Annotated in this window: 10 protein-coding genes; 5 read left to right on the top strand and 5 right to left on the bottom strand. The window is 40.2% G+C overall.

Features of this window, described 5'->3' with window-relative positions:
• From FEE95_RS14750 to FEE95_RS14740, 3 genes are all read left to right on the top strand, one after another.
• A complete protein-coding gene (locus FEE95_RS14750) occupies positions 1-1,392 on the top strand; it encodes an MFS transporter (protein ID WP_138658771.1) in 1,392 nt (463 codons plus the stop codon).
• 198 nt (positions 1,393-1,590) lie between these two features.
• Positions 1,591-7,578 carry an Ig-like domain-containing protein gene (locus tag FEE95_RS14745; protein WP_138658770.1) on the top strand — a complete coding sequence of 1,996 codons (5,988 nt, stop codon included), beginning with the start codon at positions 1,591-1,593 and terminating at the stop codon, positions 7,576-7,578.
• Between the two features lie 322 nt (positions 7,579-7,900).
• On the top strand, positions 7,901-13,909 hold the full coding sequence (locus FEE95_RS14740) for an Ig-like domain-containing protein (RefSeq protein WP_138658769.1): 6,009 nt from the start codon (positions 7,901-7,903) through the stop codon (positions 13,907-13,909).
• Positions 13,910-13,975: 66 nt separating this feature from the next.
• On the opposite strand, the gene FEE95_RS14735 is transcribed toward FEE95_RS14740, so the two are convergent.
• Positions 13,976-14,824, bottom strand: a complete 849-nt coding sequence (locus tag FEE95_RS14735) for a DUF4349 domain-containing protein (protein WP_138658768.1) — start codon at positions 14,822-14,824, stop codon at positions 13,976-13,978.
• A 132-nt stretch (positions 14,825-14,956) separates the two neighbouring features.
• Here FEE95_RS14735 and FEE95_RS14730 point away from each other — a divergent pair, with 132 nt between their 5' ends.
• Positions 14,957-15,850 carry a hypothetical protein gene (locus FEE95_RS14730; protein WP_138658767.1) on the top strand — a complete coding sequence of 298 codons (894 nt, stop codon included), beginning with the start codon at positions 14,957-14,959 and terminating at the stop codon, positions 15,848-15,850.
• The gene (locus tag FEE95_RS14725) at positions 15,847-16,323 is read left to right on the top strand and encodes a hypothetical protein (RefSeq protein WP_138658766.1); all 477 of its coding nucleotides are present in this window, start codon (positions 15,847-15,849) and stop codon (positions 16,321-16,323) included. The genes FEE95_RS14730 and FEE95_RS14725 overlap by 4 nt, the downstream gene beginning before the upstream one ends.
• A gap of 87 nt (positions 16,324-16,410) precedes the next feature.
• On the opposite strand, the gene FEE95_RS14720 is transcribed toward FEE95_RS14725, so the two are convergent.
• The 4 genes from FEE95_RS14720 to FEE95_RS14705 are packed head-to-tail and all read right to left on the bottom strand — an operon-like array spanning position 16,411 to position 19,370.
• Positions 16,411-17,136 carry a head GIN domain-containing protein gene (locus tag FEE95_RS14720; RefSeq protein ID WP_138658765.1) on the bottom strand — a complete coding sequence of 242 codons (726 nt, stop codon included), beginning with the start codon at positions 17,134-17,136 and terminating at the stop codon, positions 16,411-16,413.
• A gap of 47 nt (positions 17,137-17,183) precedes the next feature.
• Complete coding sequence (locus tag FEE95_RS14715; protein WP_138659195.1) at positions 17,184-18,275, bottom strand: DUF4097 family beta strand repeat-containing protein; 1,092 nt, start codon at positions 18,273-18,275, stop codon at positions 17,184-17,186.
• Complete coding sequence (locus FEE95_RS14710) at positions 18,256-18,816, bottom strand: DUF3379 domain-containing protein (protein WP_138658764.1); 561 nt, start codon at positions 18,814-18,816, stop codon at positions 18,256-18,258. Before FEE95_RS14710 ends, FEE95_RS14715 begins: the two co-directional genes overlap by 20 nt.
• Complete coding sequence (locus tag FEE95_RS14705; RefSeq protein WP_138658763.1) at positions 18,816-19,370, bottom strand: RNA polymerase sigma factor; 555 nt, start codon at positions 19,368-19,370, stop codon at positions 18,816-18,818. Before FEE95_RS14705 ends, FEE95_RS14710 begins: the two co-directional genes overlap by 1 nt.
• Between the last annotated feature and the right edge of the window lie 5 nt (positions 19,371-19,375).

Genomic DNA, 19,375 nt, shown 5'->3' with positions numbered 1-19,375 from the left:
ATGGCAAGAACTCCAGCGGTTAAAGGAAGCAAAAAACTACTTAATGCTTGGGCCTTTTATGATTGGGCAAACTCGGTATATACCCTGACAATTGCCTCGTCCATTTTTCCAATTTTTTATTCTGCTTTATTTTCTACGGATGATGAACTCGTTTCTGCTTTTGGTTTTGAGATGAAGCCTACCGTACTTATTGAAATTATTACCGCTTTTACCTTTTTGATTGTTGCCATATCATCGCCTATTCTATCTGGAATTGCTGATTATGTGGGGAATAAAAAGAACTTCATGAAGTTCTTCTGTTATCTCGGCAGTATTGGATGCGTTGGTTTGTATTGGTTCGACTTAGATGCCATTCATATGAGTCTCCTGTTCTATTTTATGGGCTTACTTGGATATTGGGGTAGTCTAGTTTTTTATAATTCATATTTACCTGACATAGCTTTTGAAGAACAGCAAGATCGCATTAGTGCGAAAGGATTTTCAATGGGATATATTGGAAGCGTCCTTTTACTGGTCCTCAACCTGGCTATGGTTATGAAACCAGAATATTTTGGTTTTGATATTGGTATTGCGGATGGTATTTCTGAAAATGGTAGTGAAGAAGAAATTGAGGCGGCAATGAAAGCTGCAAGAAATGCCGCATCTTTTGAAGCCATGAAAATCTCCTTCATAACCGTAGGAATTTGGTGGGCGCTTTTTAGTCAGTACACCTTTGTTGTTTTACCCAAAGGAACCTCCAATGGTCAAAAAGTAACTAAAGATGTACTGCTTAACGGATTTAGAGAATTAAAAGGGGTTTGGCAACAGTTGCGGCAAAACTTAAGGTTAAAACGATATCTGGAAGCTTTCTTCGTTTTTAGTATGGCCGTACAGACTATTATGCTTATTGCCGTTTACTTTGGTGAAAAAGAAATTGGATGGGCTGACGATGACCAAAAAACTACAGGACTAATCATTAGTATTCTCGTAATTCAATTGGTCGCTATTTTAGGTGCATTTTTGACATCAAGAGCTTCAGACAAGTTTGGCAATATTAAAACTTTGATTGTCGTAAATGCCATTTGGATGCTATTATGTGTCTATGCATTTTTTATGAAAACTCCACAAGAATTTTATATAGCGGCTGGTTTTGTTGGTCTTGTCATGGGTGGCGTGCAGTCTTTAGCGCGTTCCACCTATTCAAAATTCTTACCCGAAACGGAAGACACGACATCATATTTTAGCTTTTATGATGTCGCGGAGAAGATTGGTATCGTAATAGGGATGGTTATTTTTGCCATCGTTGATGAGAAATACAATATGAGATGGGCTATTCTTTTCTTGGTTGTATTTTTCTTAATAGGAATTGTTTTGCTTTTTAGGGTTCCAAAAGAGGAAAAGGCACTTTCTTAGGGTTATTTCGAATAATTATAGTTGTCTGAAAGCCTATCCTTTATACCCTAAAATTCCTTCTTCAAAATATCCTACTTTAAAGTGAGAATACCATAACTTTTTGGCTTGTTGTGCTTCAACGAATTAAGGTGTATTTCATCGATTAGCCCCATGAAATATTAGCGAATCCTATTCCTTTGTTGGTAGAACCAAACCAAAATGAAAACGAAACAACCGCAAAAAAAAATCCGTAATTACCTTCTTGTATTTTCGTCACTAATTCTTTTGAGTGCTGTTCCTTATTTCGCAGGGCCAGGAATTCAAAATGCAACACCAATTGGTGCTTACCTTAATGGCGTTTTTCCTAGCCAAATACCTACTATAACCAGCTCATCAACTGCAAGTTATACTGTTGTAAATGCTTTTCCTAACCTAACCTTTATTGATCCAGTGGATATGGTTGAGCTGCCTAATAGTGGTGAATTCTTGGTTCTTGGACTACAGGGTCACATTTGGAAAATAGATAGCGACGAAAGCACTAGCAATAAAGAATTACTCTTAGATATATCAGATAATGTTGTTGTTAATACCGACGGTGGAATGTTGGGTTTAACATTACACCCAGATTACGGTCAAACAAGTTCTGAAAATGGCGAGTATATATATGTATTTTATAGGTATAGTCCAGTGGTAGGTACGGATGGGAATGGATCGCAAACGAACGGATATATGAGACTTTCTCGGTTTAATCTACCCTTAGGCTCTAATATTATAAACCCATCAAGTGAGCAAATACTGATTAATATTTACGATAGAAATGATTGGCACAATGGAGGTGATATGTTTTTCGGACCTGAAGACGGGTTTTTGTATCTATCATTAGGTGATGAAGGAGGCGCAAATGACAATTATGGAGTAACTCAGCAGATTGACAAATGGTTATTTGGTGGAGTGCTAAGGATTGATGTTGACCGAAGAGGAGGAACTATCAGTCATCCAATAAGAAAACAACCACTGAATAAAGGTACACCACCTAGCGGATGGTCAAATTCATATACTCAAAATTATTACATACCAAACGACAATCCTTGGCAGGATACAAATGGAGGTATTTTAGAAGAATTTTACGCCATTGGCACTAGAAGCCCTCATCGAATGACAATTGACCCACCTACAGGAGATATTTGGATAGGTGACATTGGTCAACATACAAGAGAAGAAGTAAGTTTGGTCAGAAAAGGGGACAATCTACAATGGCCTTATGGAGAAGGAGATCGAAATGGGCCTAAAGCACAGCCCACCCAACTTATTGGGAATGACAGGCCTCCAATACATGCCTATGACAGAAGTGTTGGAACTTGCGTTATAGGCGGTTTTGTTTATAGAGGATCTAAATTTCCGGAGTTAAATGGGAAATATTTGTTCGGAGATCAGACCACCCAAAATGTATGGACCTTGACCAAGACCGGTGAAAATTCAGGTGATATAAATTACTTATTAAACGTACCCGTTAGTGGAGTAGGCAGTAAAGATGGAATTTCCTCATTTTTTGGAAGTTCAAATGAAGATATCTACATCTTAGACTTGTTTGGTACCGGACAAGATGGTGCTGTCATTCGCAAAGTTGTACGTTCTGGGCCTTCAGTTGACCCACCTCAAAAATTGTCTGATTTAAATGTTTTTACAGATCTACAGTCTCTAACACCTATAGATGGTTTAGTGCCCTACGATGTTAACGCACCACTTTGGTCAGATGGAGCAGAAAAGAGAAGATGGATTGCATTAACAAACGATGGAAATCACAACACTCCATCAGAGCAAATTCATTTTGAGAAGGAAGAGAACTGGTCTTTTCCACCAGGTACTGTAGCAATTAAGCAATTCGACTTACCAACAGATGAAAATGATCCTTCAAAAGTCACAAAATTAGAAACGCGGTTTCTGGTTTTCACTGAAGATAATGATGTCTATGGCGTTACCTATAAGTGGAATGACGAACAGACCGATGCCTTTTTAATTGGAATAGATGAAGATATATCGCAAGATTATAGTATTACAAAAAGTGATGGATCCATCGTTAATCAAACTTGGAATTTTCCGAACCGGTCGCAATGTATTCAATGTCATAATAGTGTTGCGGGCTATTCACTTGGTTTGAAAACAAGACAACTCAATAAAAGTTATACCTATCCATCTTCAGGCATTACAAGCAATCAGTTAGAAACCTGGAATCATTTGAATATGTTTAGTGAAGAAATAGAAAAATACACAGATTTACCAGTTTCAGCTAACATTAACTCTGAGTCTTCCAGTAATGAAATGAAAGTAAGATCTTATATCGATGCCAATTGTGCTTTTTGCCACAGACCCAATGGGGTAGAAGGAGCCTTCGATGGTCGCTCACTGACTGCCTTGTACGATCAATTGTTAGTCAATACATCTGCGATAAGTCACGCTTCACTACCGGGCTACGAACTGGTAGTACCTCAAGATATACAAAATTCATTATTGTACTTAAGGGATATCAGTACTGAAGCTGATAGAATGCCACCAATAGGTCGTAACATGGTAGATGAGGACTATATGGAAGTACTTATTGGTTGGATTGAGGGGCTTGATATTGATGGACCCAAAACGATAGAAGAAGGGCTATACACTTTGCAGGCTCGTTACAGTTCTAATTTTATGGCGGTAAGTAATGCCTCAAATTTAGATGACGCATCGGTTGTTGAAATTTCTTCAAATCTTGAGGACCATTCTAATTGGTATATAGAACCAGTCGGAAATAAAAAATATCGAATAAGGGCAAAGCATTCAGGTTTGGTTTTATCATTGAGCGATTTAAGAAGTGATCGTGGTGCTAATGTTATACAGGAACCATGGAATGGAGACCAGCATCAACTTTGGTATATTGAAGATGTAGGAGATGAATACACGAACATTGTTAGTGTTTATAATGGTTTGGTATTAAATGTATCTACTATTAGTAACGAAGAGCAGAAACCTCTAAATCTTTGGACAAAGGACAATACATCTCAAAATCAACAATGGAAAATAAGCTCTCCTCCAATAAGAGTTACTGGGGTTACAGTCAGCCCACTAACTATAAGTATTGTTGAAGGAGACACGCAACAAATTACCATGACAATAACTCCGGATAATGCGACTAACAGCTCCATAACTTGGTCATCTAGTGATGATGGTATTGCTACGGTTAATGTTGATGGACTTGTAACGGCTGTTGCGGAAGGTACAGCGACCATAACGGTAACAACTACTGATGGCGGTTTTACCGCTACCTCGCTCATTACAGTAGATGCCCTTCCCGTTGCAGTAACGGGAGTAAGCGTTTCCCCGCAGTCAACAACCCTGCTCGAAGGAGCTTCGCAGCAACTTATTGCCGCAGTTAGTCCTTCAAATGCTAACGATACCTCTGTAATTTGGTCTTCAAGCGATAATCTGATAGCTACGGTAAGCATGAATGGTACGGTAACAGGAATATCTACAGGTGCGGCCACTATAACTGCCACCACAAATGATGGCAACTTCACTGATACCTCCATAATTACGGTAGAAGCAACTCCGGTATCAGTTTCTGGAGTAAGTATTTCGAACGTACCTACGAATATTACCATTGGACTTTCCGAAGCGCTCACTGCTACTGTAGCGCCTTCGAATGCCACGAATACATCGGTTGATTGGTCTTCTAATAACACTGCTATAGCAACAGTGGATATTAGCGGATTGGTAACGGCGATTGCTGAGGGTACCGCAATCATTACGGTTACTTCGAACGATGGTGGTTTTACTGACTCGGCTGCAATAGATATAGTACCCGATAATTCAAATTTATGTAACCCCAGCGGTACCATTCTTATGGAGCGCTATGATGGGATATCAGGTTCTGCCATAGCGAATCTTATCAACGCACCTAATTATCCGGATAGTCCTTCACTGAGTTCAGAGCTTACCTTGTTCGAAATTCAAAGTAACCAAGGTGATAATTACGGGGTTAGCTTGAGTGGTTACCTATGTCCCCCTGAAACAGGTGTATATTACTTTTGGATTGCTGGTAACAATCATACAGAACTCAACCTGAGTACAAGCGAAGATTCTGCCGACAAGGTACGTTTGGCCCACAATGAGGATTATGCCCTTAGCAGGGAATGGAACAAGTTCCCCACACAAAAGTCTCAAGGCGTAGCTCTGACAAAGGGGAACAAATACTATATAGAGGCCTTAATGAAAGAAGCTGCTTTTGGTGATAACCTTGCCGTGGGTTGGAGAAGGCCAAGTGAAGGGGATGGTGCGTCACCTACAGAAGTTATACCAGGGAATGTAATGTCACCAGTGGTTCGTTCTATCATTGGAGTTACGGGGATTTCATCTTCTCCTAATTTAACATTGACCGCGGGCGAGACCGCTCCAGTGTCCGTTACGGTATCCCCATCGAATGCGACAGACACTTCGGTTAGTTGGTCTTCAAATAATAACGCTATAGCGACTGTCGATGTCAACGGACTCGTAACGGCCATGGCAGAGGGAACGGCAACCATCACAGTTATTACGAACGACGGTGGTTTCACTGATACTTCAGTGGTAAATGTGGTCCCGGATAATCCAAATTCATGTACTGCAAGCGGTACCGTCCTTATGGAACGTTATGATGGTATATCGGGTTCTGCAATATTGAATCTTATCAACGCCCCAAATTATCCAGATAGCCCAACGATGAGTTCAGAGCTTACGCTGTTCGAGATTCAAAGTAATCAAGGTGATAACTACGGGGTTCGGGTGAGTGGTTACCTATGTCCCCCAGAAACGGGAACTTATTACTTCTGGATAGCGGGCAATAACCATACAGAGCTGAACTTGAGCACAAGTGATAATCCAACTAGCAAGGTGCGCATTGCCCATAATGAAGATTATGCGCTCAATAGGGAATGGAACAAATTTCCTACCCAAAAATCACAGGGCATAGTGCTTACCAAAGGAAACAATTATTATATCGAGGCCTTGATGAAAGAGGCTGCTTTCGGTGATAATCTTTCTGTTGGCTGGCGAAAGCCTAGCGATGGTAACGGAGCATCACCAATAGGAATTGTGCCAGGAAACGTATTATCACCTGCAGTGCAAGAAATTATTGCTGTTAGCGGAGTTTCTTTACAGCCAAGTAGCTTAACCCTTGCTCAAGGAGAAACCGGAATGCTTACACCCACCATTGCACCTTTGAACTCGAGCAATCGAGATATTAACTGGTCATCAAATGACGACTCGGTAGCGACCGTTGACAGTAACGGACTTGTAACCGCCCTAGCCGAAGGTACGGCTACTATTACCATTACTACAGAAGATGGAGGCTTCACGGATACCTCGGTGATAGATGTAGTTTTGGACAATCCAAATTCCTGTACGGCCAGCGGCACTATCCTTATGGAAAGATATGATGATATAACGGGTTCTGCGATATCGAATCTTGTCAATGCACCCAATTATCCTGATAGCCCTTCGATAAGTGCTGAACTTCCGTTTTTCGAGACACCCAGAAACATGGGCGATAACTATGGGGTCAGGGTAAGCGGTTACCTATGTCCCCCAGAAACTGGTATCTATTATTTCTGGATAGCTGGCAACAACCATACGGAACTCAATTTGAGTACGAGTGACGACCCCGCCAATAAGGTACGTCTAGCGCACAATGAAGACTATGCACTCAACAGGGAATGGAACAAGTTCCCCTCGCAGAAGTCCCAGGGGGTATTACTTACAAAGGGGAACGACTATTATATAGAAGCCTTGATGAAGGAGGCTGCTTTCGGTGACAACCTTGCAGTTGGCTGGAGAAAGCCCAGTGATGGCAATGGGGCATCACCGACCGATGTCATACCGGGCAGTGTGATATCACCGGTTATAAATTCAAGTCAATCGCTAATGGTAGATATTTCTGATTTGTCATTTAATGACCATTCAAGCTTTACGATAAGTCCAAACCCGGCATCAACTGAGATACAGATTATAATAAATGACCTTGAAGGAGAAGATTCCGAGATAGAGTATCTTGTATACTCGATTACCGGGAGCAAGATAATGCACTTAAAAGGAGGCTGGAACCAAACAATCGATGTTAGTCGTCTTGCTAAAGGGGCTTATCAAATCATCGTACGTTCGGGCCCATGGTCTGAAAGTAAGAAACTAATCGTTAGATAATATTCGGTAATTCCTTAACTTAAAAAGCCTCTGCATAACGGAGGCTTTTTGGTATATATTATTTATCACTTTTTTTAACCAAACGGTTTATAAATAAAATACGAGAAGAAATCCTGTTAATAATAAAGTCCAAATATGGATGATGCCAAGTGCAATGGCTTCTCCCAGTTTTCAACCTGAAAAAATAGTCTACCCCAAAGCCGGAATAACGTAGATTTTTATCCTATTGTGCTTCAACGAATTAAGATGTATTTCATCGATTAGCCCCCATAAAATATGAGGAAATCCTATTCCTTTGTTGGTAGAACCATTCCACACCAATATGAAAACAAAATTACTCCTCGGAAAGCGGAAGAAATACCTATTTCTGCTTTCCTCTCTACTTTTTTTAAGCGCAATACCATATTACTTCGCAGGCTCTGGATTGGACAACCCTCAACCAATAGGAAGTTATCTAAATGGCAACTTTCCTGGCATTCTTCCGCAAGGCTTGCCGTACGAACCAATATTTCCAAATCTCACTTTTGATTCTCCATTAACTTTTAACGAATTACCAACTGGTAATAAGATTATTGTTGGGCAGCGCGATGGAAAAATATTTTCGTTTGAAAAGAACCCTGCTGTCTCCACCAAGAACTTAATGATAGATTTATCAGATAAAGTTGGTGTTGTTTGGGATGGTGGTTTTTTAGGTCTGGCATTGCATCCGCAGTTTGGTAACGCGGGAAAGAACTATATCTATACCTGGTACACCACCGAGGATGCCAATAGCAACGATTTTCCGAATAGTTATACTACCCAAAGCTGTGATAGCGAAGAGTATTGGGGTAATTTTTTGATACTGGCTAGATATGAGGCCAATCCCACAACACTTAATATTCAAGAATCTTCTGAGCAAATAATGCTAAAACTACGAATGTATGGAACAACCCATAGAGGTGGTGGACTCTTATTTGGAGATGATGGGTTTTTGTATCTGACAACTGGGGATCAAACTGCTTTCAAGAAAGCTCAAGATATTGAGAATAATCTTGATGGCGGTGTTTTACGTTTGGATGTAGATATGGATAATACGAAAAGTCACCCACCAGTACGAACAATGCCCGATGATCATGGTTTTTCGGATGAATTAACAGGAAATGGCTACTGGATACCTAATGACAATCCCTTTTTAAGTCCAACAGGAGAAAATTTTGAAGAATATTATAGCATGGGGCATAGAAACCCTCACCGAATGACAAAGGACCGGGAAACGGGAACCTTATATGTAGGTGAAATAGGAGGGGGTAGGCATGAAGAAATTAATGTTATCAAAAAGGGTAGCAATTATGGCTGGCCTCTTTTTGAAGGCTTCTATGAAAGTACGTTTTGTGTACAAAACCTTTACAATAATATGCCTCATGAACAACCTCTTCTAGCATTTCCGCGTTCAGAGGCGAATGCAGTTATTGGTGGATATGTATATCGTGGCAATGAAGTTCCTGAGCTGAGAGGAAAGTACATCTGCGCTGATTATGGCAATGGGGAAGAAATCTTTACCGTAGATATCAATACGGGGTCATATGAACAATATGGTAACTTTACTTCTACAAATATCATTTCTTTCGGGGAGGATAATCAAGGTGAACTCTACATATTAAAACAAGGTACTTCATCACTTTTTAAGATAACTTCCAAGAATACTGGTTTTGGAAACACACCGCAATTGTTGTCTGAAACGGGTGCTTTTTCCGACCTGATAAACCTTACGCCGACTGACGGCTTAATACCCTATGATTTAGTGGAATCATTTTGGTCTGATGGCGCAATAAAGAAACGTTGGATGGCTATTCCCAATGACGGAAGTCATAATACTGCTGCCGAAAAAATAGCATACTCTGATGTTGATGATTGGAATTTTCCTATAGGTTCGGTAATAGTCAAGCATTTTGAATTGCCCATCAATGAGAACAATCCCTCAATTACGAAACGACTGGAAACCAGATTCTCAATTAAAGCCAGTGATGGTAACTTTTATTTTGTGACCTACAAATGGAATGATCAACAAACGGATGCTGAACTACTTACTAGTGGATTAGACGAATCTATTGACATTACAAAAGCTAATGGAAGTACGACCACCCAGACTTGGAGCTATCCAAGTACAATTGACTGTGTTACTTGTCATAACCCCACAACAGGGGGAACTTTAGGTACAAGGGCCAGATATTTGAACAAGGATTTCACCTATTCTGAAACTGGAAGAACGGCCAATCAATTAGTGACCTTGAGTCATTTAGGAATATTAGACCAAACTATTACCGATACTGATGCAAATACTATTTTAACTTCAAAATCTATTGATGATGCCAGTGCAACTCTTGATGAAAAAGCAAGGTCTTATATGGATTTGAATTGTGCATATTGCCATAGGCCGGGGACTGGAAATCGCGGCGATTTTGACTTAAGACTAAATCTTGATATTGTACAAACCGGACTTTTGACAGCAAATCCTTATTTGCCTTTGGGAATCCCAAATGAAAAAATTGTTGCCCCAGGAAATCCGAGCGCCTCGATAGTTTACCATAGAATGAACAGCACGGATCCGGCAATTCGAATGCCGCCTATTGCCAAGAACAAAATAGATGCAAATGCGGTACAACTAATTGATGATTGGATTAGCCAACTTGACCCAGATCCCTGTACGGATAGAATTATTATGGAGACCTATTCAAATGTTCCGGGAAAAACAATTGATGAATTAAAGAGTAATGTGAACTTTCCTGCTGCGCCAAGTGCTGTAGATGAACTCAATGAATTCCGAATTCCTATTAATGTTGACGATGATTATGGAGTTCGCGTGAAAGGATTATTAAAAGCACCAGAAACTGGGACTTATTATTTTTGGGTTACTGGGGATGATAACGTTGAACTAAGTTTAAGTACAGATGCTAATGAACTTAATAAGACTAGAATTGCATATCATGAATCATGGTCTTTTGACGGTGAATGGAATAAATTCCCTACTCAAAAATCTATTGGAATTAATCTGGTTGCGGGTCAGAACTACTATATCGAAGCATTGATGAATGAAAGAGGTGGTGGTGATAATTTATCGGTAGGATGGCGTAAACCAAGCAATGGTAATGGAGCTGTTCCTTTTCAAGTTATACCTTGTACGGCATTTGATTTTTTCAGTGGGCCTCCTGTTGTTAATGTTACAGGTGTATCGCTTGATGTTAATACATTAACCTTACAAGAAGGGGAATCGGGAACATTGACAGCCACAGTAACACCATCTGAGGCGACGGACATTTCAGTAACTTGGTCATCAAGTAATGCTTCGATAGCAACTGTGGATACGGATGGCTTGGTTATCGGGGTAATTGAAGGCACTGCGACCATAACGGTAACGACCACTGATGGTGGTTTTATTGATACAGCAACCATTAGCGTTGAAGCGCTTCCTGTCCCGGTAACGGGAGTGAGTGTTTCTCCACAGTCATTGACGCTCCTCGAAGGGGCTTCACAGCAGCTTGCTGCTAACGTTATCCCAGCGGATGCCGATGATACTTCCGTAAGTTGGTCCTCCAGCGATGACCTGGTCGCCATGGTTAGTACGAACGGTTCCGTAACGGCGGTATCGGTGGGTACGGCAACTATAACGGCAACGACCGTTGATGGCGGCTTTTCCGACACGACGCTTATTACAGTAGAGACCGCCCCAGTATCGGTATCAGGGGTAAGTATTGAAAACGCACCGACAAGTATTACTGTCGGACTTACCGAATCGCTCACCGCTGTTGTATCACCTTCGAACGCTACCGATAATTCAGTTACCTGGTCATCGGACAACACCTCTATAGCGACCGTTGACAACAACGGGCTTGTAACGGCATTGGCCGAGGGCATGGCGACCATAACGGTAACCACCGGCGATGGTGGCTTTACCGATACCACTGTGATAGATGTAGTAGCTTACAATCCGAACTCGTGCACCGCCAGTGGCAGCATCCTAATGGAACGCTATGACGGTATAGCGGGCTCTGCGATAGCCAATCTTCTCGATGCACCGAATTATCCTGATAATCCGTCGCTGAGCTCCGAACTGACAATCTTTGAGATACAGAGCAACCAGGGCGACAATTTTGGTGTGCGGGTAAGCGGTTACCTCTGTCCACCTGAAACGGGCATCTACTATTTCTGGATAGCGGGAAACAACCATACCGAACTGAACCTTAGTACAAGCGACGACCCGGCAGACAAGGTACGCCTGGCGCATAACGAGGATTATGCGCTTAGTAGGGAATGGAACAAGTTCCCTACGCAAAAATCACCGGGCATATTACTCACAAAGGGAAACACTTACTATATCGAGGCTTTGATGAAAGAGGCGGCCTTCGGTGATAACCTTGCCGTGGGATGGAGAAAACCAAGTGATGGCAATGGAGCTTCACCAACAGGGGTTGTACCTGGCGGCGTACTCTCACCGGTCGTACGGGCCAATGTGCCTGTAACAGGAGTTTCTCTGTTACCTTCGAACTTGAGTCTTGCGGAAGGTGAAACTTCGACACTTTCACTTTCCGTATCACCTTCGAACGCTACCGATAATTCAGTTACCTGGTCATCGAACAACACCTCGATAGCTACCGTTGACAACAACGGGCTTGTAACGGCATTGGCCGAAGGCATGGCGACCATAACGGTAACCACCGGCGATGGTGGCTTTACCGATACCACTGTGATAGATGTAGTAGCTTACAATCCGAACTCATGCACCGCTAGTGGCAGTATCCTTATGGAACGCTATGATGGCATAGCGGGCTCTGCGATAGCCAATCTTCTCGACGCACCGAATTATCCTGATAATCCGTCGCTGAGCTCCGAACTGACAACCTTTGAGATACAGAGCAACCAGGGCGACAATTTTGGTGTGCGGGTAAGCGGTTACCTCTGTCCACCTGAAACGGGCATCTACTATTTCTGGATAGCGGGTAACAACCATACCGAACTGAACCTTAGCACAAGCGATGACCCGGCAGACAAGGTACGCCTGGCCCATAATGAGGATTATGCGCTTAGTAGGGAATGGAACAAGTTCCCTACGCAAAAATCACCGGGCATATTACTCACAATGGGAAACACTTACTATATCGAGGCTTTGATGAAAGAGGCGGCCTTCGGTGATAACCTTGCCGTGGGATGGAGAAAACCAAGTGATGGCAATGGAGCTTCACCAACAGGGGTTGTACCTGGCGGCGTACTCTCACCGGTCGTACGGGCCAATGTGCCTGTAACAGGAGTTTCTCTGTTACCTTCGAACTTGAGTCTTGCGGAAGGTGAAACTTCGACACTTTCACTTTCCGTATCACCTTCGAACGCTACCGATAATTCAGTTACCTGGTCATCGAACAACACCTCGATAGCTACCGTTGACAACAACGGGCTTGTAACGGCATTGGCCGAAGGCATGGCGACCATAACGGTAACCACCGGCGATGGTGGCTTTACCGATACCACTGTGATAGATGTAGTAGCTTACAATCCGAACTCATGCACCGCTAGTGGCAGTATCCTTATGGAACGCTATGATGGCATAGCAGGCTCTGCGATAGCCAATCTTCTCGATGCGCCGAATTATCCGGACAGCCCATCGATTAGTGCTGAGTTGACCGAATTCGAAACCCCGAGGAACATGGGCGACAATTTTGGTGTGCGGGTAAGTGGTTACCTCTGTCCACCGGAAACGGGCATCTACTATTTCTGGATAGCGGGTAACAACCATACCGAACTGAACCTTAGTACAAGCGACGACCCGGTAGACAAGGTACGCCTGGCCCATAACGAGGATTATGCCCTTAATAGGGAATGGAACAAGTTCCCTACCCAAAAATCACAGGGCATATTACTCACAAAGGGGAACAATTACTATATCGAGGCTTTGATGAAAGAGGCGGCCTTCGGTGATAACCTTGCAGTGGGATGGAGAAAACCAAGTGATGGCAATGGAGCTTCACCAACAGAGGTCATACCAGGAAATGTTATGTCTCCTGTCATAAATTCAAGTCAATCCTTGCTGGTTGATATCTCTGATTTGGTATTTAACGACAAGCCGAGCCTTACAATAAGTCCGAACCCGGCTTCAACCGAGGTACAGGTTATTTTAAACAATTTAGAAGAGGAGGGTTCGGAGATAGAGTACACAATATATTCGATTTCCGGTACTCAAGTTATGCATTTAAGGGGAGGGTGGAACGAAATTATCGATGTAAGCCGACTCGCTGCGGGAGCGTATCAAATTGTAGTGCGCTCGGGCGCATGGTCCGACAGTAAAAAACTCATTATTAGATAATATTGGTATTTCAGGAACTTGAAAAGCCTCTGCTTAGCAGAGGCTTTTTAATATATTTTGGTTATCTCATTTTTTAACAAAACGTTTTCTAAGTAGAAATGTTAGAAAAAACCCTATTAGCAGTAAAGGCCAAATGTAGATGATGCCAAGAACAATTGCTTCTACCAGCTCCCAACCAAATACCAGTGCGTCCTTTGATTTTGACCAAAATGACTTCGAGTAAGTCTCAGGCTCTTCCTTATAATCAACAGTTTCGTATAGGTCAATTTGAATAGTGCTATAGGCGACTTTGTTCGTTAAATATTTCAATTTTCCCTGGGCGGCTTCTATCTCCTCTTGAATAACACGTAATTTTTCCTCCGTTGCTAAGATATCTTTAACTGTTTTAGCGCTTTTTCTAAGTATGATTTCATAACGTTCCTTTACTTCTAGTTTTGTTTTTAAACGTGATTGAAGATCTATATACTGCTCCGTAACATTATCCGTTGTAATGTTCTCGTAATCAATAAAATCGGCAACTTGAACTATGGAGTCCATCATAGCGTCGAAATGTTCTTGGGGGATTTTGACAGTGAAGCGATTTTCAAGGCTATAAAGACTATTTTCAAACCTTAAATCTGAGATGTAGGCATTGAATACAGATGCTGATTGTTTGATGGTATTCGTAGCTGTTTTAACATTTTTCACCTTATACTTGACATTGGCAGATTTAATGATTTTTAAATTCTTTGGAAGTTGTGGGTTTTTTGAATCATTGGTTTCGTTTTCTACCACTGCATCATAGCTTTCAGTTATTTCCGCATTATCAGTGGTAATTTTTTCTGAATATTGGGACTGGTTGCATGCCGTGAAGTAACACATGCCTATGGAAAGAGTTACAATTATTAATACTCGATTTACCGTTTTTACGCTCATAGTTTTATATTTTTAGAATTAATAGAGCAAACCTATATGAACGCTGGTAGCTGGCTTTGTATAACTCCTGTAAAATAATTGTAATTTGTTTTACAATTTTTAAATGATTGATTATTAGTTGATTAAACCATATTGAATACCAAAGACAAATTTTATTTCAAGCTCTTAAAAGAACAGATTACCGTTACTTTTTTAAAGAGTCACAATGCCCCTGATTCAATTGAAGCATGGAAAGGGGAGGAGATTGCGCTATTTCAAGAAGATTTGTTTACCAAGGTTAAAGCCAAGGTCAGCGAAAAGTGGTTTTACACCTACTTCAAGAATACACCTGATAAATTGCCGCGAATTGATATGCTTAATTTGTTAAGCAAGTATGTTGAACAAAGTAATTGGAATACTTTTAAGTCAAATCATGAAACACCCATAACTCAAATTCCAAAAACAACAAAAAGTAAATATTTACTTTTTGGTTTAATCCCAATTGCTCTGCTGGTATGGTTCGGATTTAATACAAAGAACGAATTCCAGTTTTGCTTTGTAGAAAATCTTTCAGACAATCCTATTGTAAAGATTCCTTTGGATATAAAAATATTAAGTAAAGGTGAATCTCCGATTGGTTTTAAGACCGATAGCCTTGGGTGCTTTACGTATTCTAGTGCTGATGATTATATAAAGTTCGTTGTAAAATCTCCTTATCATAAAACTGATACTATAGTCCGTTTTATTGAGAATAATAAGAATCAAAAAATTCAGCTTGAAGCAGATGATTATGCTCTCATGCTTAAGTTTTATACCGATGGCAATGTAACAGACTGGAATAAGCATAAAAGGGGATTGCGAAATCTTATTTCTGACGAGGCTATTATCTACCAACTTCATAGTAAAAATATAGGGGTAGAGCTATTTTCCAAAGAAGACTTTATTCAACTCCTAACAGTACCGACCAGTAATTTGAAACGGATTAAGGTCTTGGAAAAAACTTTAAAGAATGGAAAAATTGTGAAATTAAAATTCATTACGCTATGAGAAAAACAATCTTTGTTCTGGTTATATGGATTTTAAGCTCTTGCGGCAACAATATGAACAAGGAGTATATAGTAACCAATGACGACTCTACTGCTTCAGAATATGAAATAGACCGCAAAGATTTTACTTTAGAAAACCTAGTTTCTGAGCGGTTAAAAAACTATTTCGAGTTATTAAAATTGAAAAATGAACACCCAGAATTTCAGGAAGATATTCTAAAGCAGCTAAAAGACTTCTCAAAAGAGGGCTTTATAAAAACAGATAGCTCAAATTTTTCTGTAGAAAATATCCGTACCGTGGGTGAGACCGTCGTCCTTTCGGATTCCCTAAAAAGTATGAGATTGTATTATGATAGTGTTTCGACAAATGGCATAGAAACAGATTCTATTGACGCTTTAATTATGACAAAGATTATTCTTCTAGATGGTATTGAAACAAAATCCACAAAAATATCTTTCTTAAGAATAGAGTAATATCGGTTACTTTAATTTAAAAAGCCTCTGCTTTGCAGAGGCTTTGTTTTTGATTAGTGGGGGTTTTCTTCTTTGATGAATAAACCCCTATCCTTTTGAAATATCTCCTGAACCAGAAGCTTTCGTGTCTACTTTTTCTGGGTTACCGCGATAGCTAATATCTCCTGATCCTGATACTCTGGCTTTCAGCATTTTGTTTGCTGTTACCTTAATATCAGCAGATCCTGATACTGTTGCATCTACATTATCCGCTTCTAGATCATAGGCTTTGATATCACCGCTACCTGATATGGTCGCTTCGAAATCACGTGTACTTCCCTTTAAAGTTATATCACCTGAACCTGACATTGAAGCATCAATTGAACTTGCTTCAACATCTAAGGTAATGTCACCTGACCCAGACATCGCGGTTTTGAAATTATCAGTTTTGATTGTTGTTTTACCAACAATATCTCCCGAACCTGAAAGTGCAACAGCGTTGATACTCTCAACAGGAACGGTGATTCTAATGCCATCATCCCACGATGAAGGTTTTAGATTGTACCCTTTTTCTACTTTGATCGATAACTTTCCGTTTTTCACTTCGGTCTTGATATATTCTAATAGATTAGATTCACCTTCCAATTTGATTTCGCCTTCTTTTCCGGCTACTAAATCTAAATCAAACCAACCAGATAATCCGATGGCATCATATTCACCGACACTGCGTTCAATGGTCGTTACATTTCCATTTCCTTTAACTTTTTTCCCCCATTGTGCTGAACATGAGGCTGTAAACAATAGTACTAAACTTAGGCTCAATAATTTTTTCATGATTGTGTTTTTAATATCCGCTTTTGACGGATGGGTTGATTAATGAATTAATTTTTATAAAATGTTATTCCTCCGTAGTCACTTGAAATAGATACGGAGTTTCCGCTATTCGAAGACCCGTAATGGCCTTTGTAATACTTACTTGTATTTTTGACTTGACTTACACTCATTTCAAAATCATCTTTTCCACTTACCCCTGCATATGAGGTTTTGATTTCGAAATTAAAATGATACCCTGGATCATATCCTATTTTTATACCTGTATAGTCACTGCGTATCTGCACGTTTCCAGCATCGGCCGCCAGTTTTGCAATCTTTACTGAACCATAATCAGCTGTTACATCTACATTGCCGTGAATTGTACCTAACTTAACAGTTATATAATCTCCCGTACCTAAAACGTTTTTAGCTTCTCCTATCTCGATTTTACCGTAATCGGTGTTGTAGTCGAGATTGCCCATTTTTTCTACCGTCGAGTTGGTGTAATCTGCTTTGATGGTCAAATCTCCTGCTTTTTCAATAGTGAATCCGGAATAATCCGCGTTTATGGTACCACTATTTATAAAATCGATAGTTGACTTTGAAGTGTAATCGAAATTCAATTGATTATTTCTCCCGTGGAGTTCGCCAATTTCTAATCGACCATAATCACAGTTGATTTTTGCATGCCCATCCACACGGTCTAAAATAATACTTCCGTAGTCATTATTCAAGTTCACACTATTTTTTATGGGAAGTTTAATCGTATAGTTGATTTGCATGTTGACATTGTTGTTTTTGCCCCAGTTCCAACCCCAACTGTTTTTATTGTCATCGAAAATAGTTCTTGCGGAAACTACACTGCTACTTGCTTCAAAGTCAACTGAAATTCCATCAAGTTTCTTTTGGACTTTTTCCTCATTGTTACCGTTGGTTTTAATATGCACTTCAATAACAACCCTGTTTTCATCCCAGGAAGTGAGATTCAGATTACCGTAGCTGTTCCTGATTTTTAAGAGGGCATCTGAGTTGACATCAAACTCTTTTTTAATGGTTTTTTCTTTAGTGTATTTACCTTTCAGTTTTCCATTCCCAGCCGAAAGTAGCATAGGAAGTACTAAAAGTACAATAAGGGGAAATTTAAATAGTATAGTTTTCATCATTATATTTTTTTAAGTTTTTAATAGTTGAAACTTGATCTAGTACGTCTTGTAAAAGGTCTATTCGTGTTTGAAAATTGTTTATCATAGCACTCAGTATCAATTTGCTGTTTCCGCCATTCAAAAGGTCTTGTTCTAGTACTTTATAATTGGCATCTAACCTATTTAATTGAATCATGGTGTCATCAATCATTTTCTTGGTCTCCGGAGTACTTTCGCTCTCCAGTAGTTTTACTTGTTCATCAATAAGGCTGGCAAAGTAAAATTGTGTCTGCGATACTTCCGGAGAAATTTCAGCAACCTGCTGATTTACAGTAGGCGATGTATTGTACATGCTGAAACCTATTCCTAAAAGGATGACTACTGAGGCTGCTATTGATAAGGGTTTCCACCAAGCATTACTTTTCTTTTGAATTGATGCAACACCTTGCGATGCTTGTAACTTTTCTAAGAACCTTTGCTGATGCCCTCCTTTGGGTTCTTCCGTGTCGAAAGTACCTTGGAGCTTGTCAAATAGCCTATTTATATTATTCTTATCCATTAGTATGCAATTGTTAATTTATTTCTCAAACTTTGCTTTGCCCTAGAGATTGTCGTTCTGCAGTTGGCATAACTGATATCCATTATTTTACTTATTTCTTCATAATCATACCCTTCTATTAAATGTAAGGTCAAAGAAACTCTGTAATTGTCTTTCAACAGATTCATGGTCTCCATCACTTTTTGAGCCTTCAATTCCGTGATCGCATGATCCGAAACAACTCCGTCATTATCTTCGACCTTGTACATTACATCATCCAGATCAACTTCTTTTTTCTTTTGTTGTTTTCTGTAATGATAGATACTGTTGTTTATCACAATGCGTTTCAACCAAGATCCGAAAGTTACCTCTCCTTTAAATGTGTGCAGTTTCGTAAACGCGTTTAAAAACGACTCTTGCATCACATCCTCAGCCTCTGCGCTGTTCTTTACAATCCGCACCGATGTATTGTACATGGCTTTGTAATAGCGGTTGTAAATCTCCAATTGTGCACTTTGTTTTCCTTGCAAACACAATTGAACTAAAACGTCAGTATTTTCTTTTTTGTGGCTCAAAAAAT

Source organism: Maribacter algarum (ex Zhang et al. 2020), assembly GCF_005885635.1.
Classification (GTDB): Bacteria; Bacteroidota; Bacteroidia; order Flavobacteriales; family Flavobacteriaceae; genus Maribacter_C; species Maribacter_C algarum.
This window is presented reverse-complemented; position numbering and strand designations above follow the sequence as displayed.